2 protein-coding genes are annotated in these 2,645 nt (G+C 36.0%); both read left to right on the top strand.

Annotated elements, in window-relative coordinates:
• A partial coding sequence (locus tag M0R16_13430) for a tail fiber domain-containing protein (GenBank protein ID MCK9613873.1) occupies positions 1-1,511 on the top strand: 1,511 nt, incomplete at its 5' end.
• A gap of 100 nt (positions 1,512-1,611) precedes the next feature.
• Positions 1,612-2,454: a T9SS type A sorting domain-containing protein gene (locus tag M0R16_13435; GenBank protein MCK9613874.1), complete on the top strand. Its 843-nt coding sequence runs from the start codon at positions 1,612-1,614 to the stop codon at positions 2,452-2,454.
• Positions 2,455-2,645 lie beyond the last annotated feature (191 nt).

A 2,645-nucleotide genomic window follows, 5' to 3' on the forward strand; every position in this document is an offset into this window, starting at 1 on the left:
CGTCATCCAATAATACATTTATTGGCTCTTGTGCAGGGTTAAATAATGCAACAGGCACTGGTAATACTTTTGTGGGTTATGCAGCTGGTTTTTATAATACTACCGGCAAAAGCAACTCCGCCTTGGGCGATAGTGCGTTGGCATTAAACACCACGGGGATTTATAATACGGCCTCAGGATTATGCGCTCTTTTTTCAAATACTACGGGTAGTTATAATACCGCCACAGGAACCGGCGCTCTTTTTTCAAATACAACAGCTAATTCAAATACTGCTTTTGGGTTACAATCTCTGTACAATAATACAACAGGATACCAAAACACAGCTCAAGGGAATCAGTCACTTTATTCAAATACAACAGGATATAAAAATACAGCTAATGGGAATCAGGCTCTTTATAACAATACTACGGCAAATGGTAATACCGCTTTAGGATTTCAGGCTCTTTACAGCAATACAACCGGCGGCACTGGCGCATCTACAGGGGCAAATGTTGCTGTGGGGTATAAAGCGCTTTATGGCAACACTGAGGGAATCAGTAACTGCGCTACAGGCGAACGCACCCTTTTAGCAAATACCACCGGAAACTATAATACAGCTTTTGGAAGCAATGCGGGTACTGCTAATGCTACCTGCAACTATAGTACATTTATAGGATACGGAGCCGACGCCAACGGCAATTACACCAATGCCACAGCTATTGGAAATGGAGCACTTGCTCTTGGAAATAATACTATATATCTTGGTAATGGAACTATCACTGCAGTCGTTTCAGCTGTGGGATCTTGGTCAGATGGTCGTTTTAAATTTAATATAAATGATAGCGTAAAAGGCTTGGATTTTATTAATAAGCTACGCCCGGTTACTTACCAGATGAATACGAAAGCGCTTGATGATTTTATAATACAAAACATGCCCGACAGTGTTAAAACCATGCACCAAATAGGTATGGACTTTGTTCCGTCAACGGACATTATTCACTCAGGTTTTATTGCTCAGCAAGTTGATTCGGCAGCCCAGGCATGTGGCTTTATTTCTTCCATAGTGCATACACCAGCCAATGGTATGGATGTTTACACTTTGAATTATGCGGAAATTGTTGTTCCTCTTGTAAAAGCAGTACAGGAATTAAGTAATAAAGTTGATAGTTTAATTGCTTTAACAAATGTGCCAGGAGGAGTAAAATCAATGAATAATACTGGAAATAATGACTCGGAAAATAATATGCAAAATATAAAACTAAGCTTACCAGAGGCGGCAATTTTAGGTAATGCGCAACCAAATCCAAATAATGGAGGTACACAGATATCATATTTTTTGCCGAATGATATAAGTGATGGAAAAATTGTTTTTTTCGATATTTTGGGAAAAGTTATAAAGGAAATAATTATCCAGTCTGGTTATGGATTACTTAATATTGATATGCAAGATTTACCAAATGGTATTTATAATTATAGTTTAATTGTCAATGGAAATATTATTGACAGTAAAAAAATTATAAGAAGTAAATAATTAATTGGTATTAATAGAATACTCATTCTAAATATTATTGATGAGTATTCTTTTTTTTATGTAAATTGTAATTTTATGAATATTTTCAGTAAATATTAATATGAAAAAAGTAATATTTTTAGCATTAATAACATTTGCTTTAAAAAGTGAAGCGCAAATAACATTAGAACATGTGTATGATAGTGCATCTACACAAAATATATATTTCCCTGAAATTAATCAGTTAATGATTATAAAATTTGAAGTATCTGGAGAGCGATATGTAAGAATAAATAGAATATCCCGTACAATATGTATTTACAATCTTAATCATTCTTTACTAAGAACAATTGATTGCACTTTTTTACCATCTAATATTAACGGAACTATGGGAGATGTACTCTATTTATCTGAAAATTTATTTGATACTGATACCCAAATAGAATTTATGTATATTTATACTTTTGGTTCTCCTTATAATAAGGGTGCCACAAAAATTGTTAAAGAAAATGGAGTAGTTATTTTTGCAGATACCGGTGCGGCAGCAGTACATCCAAATTGGGCAATGCAACAATGGCCAATTTATAATACTTCACAAGGAACAAAAATGATTTTAAGCTATACAAATATGCAGGCAAAAGTATTTAGCTTATCAGGCACATTAACCACGGATATTGCCGAAGCAAATGGCCTGCTAATGCAGCAAAACGGGCAATTAAGCAATCTGTATCCCAACCCAAGCAATGGCGCTATTACGCTGCAATACGAATTGCCTAATGGAGAAACGGAGGGTGAGCTTATTTTGTATAATATGCAGGGCATGGAAATGAAGCGTTACAAAATAGACAATACTTTTAATGATATACTGTTAGATAATACTCAGCTTCCGGCAGGCACATATTTTTATCAACTTCAAACAAGCAAAGGCGCGGTGGGTACCAAGAAAATGGTTATTATAAAATAAAGAACCCTGTACGCTGGCGAACGAGGTAGATTAGAACACAAAGAGGTTGGGAGGTTAGAAGTTAGAAGTCAGCCGCGGCGGAGAAGTTAAAAATATAAAGTGGAAGGAAAGGCTTTGGGGACTTGAAAGGGTGCCGGGAGTTTTTTTTTGAGGTTGGAAGGTGAAAGTCTGAAGCCTGCCACCGGCTGTGA

The sequence above is a fragment of the Bacteroidales bacterium genome (assembly GCA_023228145.1).
In the GTDB taxonomy this organism is placed as follows: domain Bacteria; phylum Bacteroidota; class Bacteroidia; order Bacteroidales; family CAIWKO01; genus CAIWKO01.

What these genes read in the sequence shown, in the direction of transcription:
- M0R16_13435 (MCK9613874.1), top strand. Translation starts at nt 1,612, where the DNA reads ATGAAAAAAGTAATATTTTTAGCATTAATAACATTTGCTTTAAAAAGT.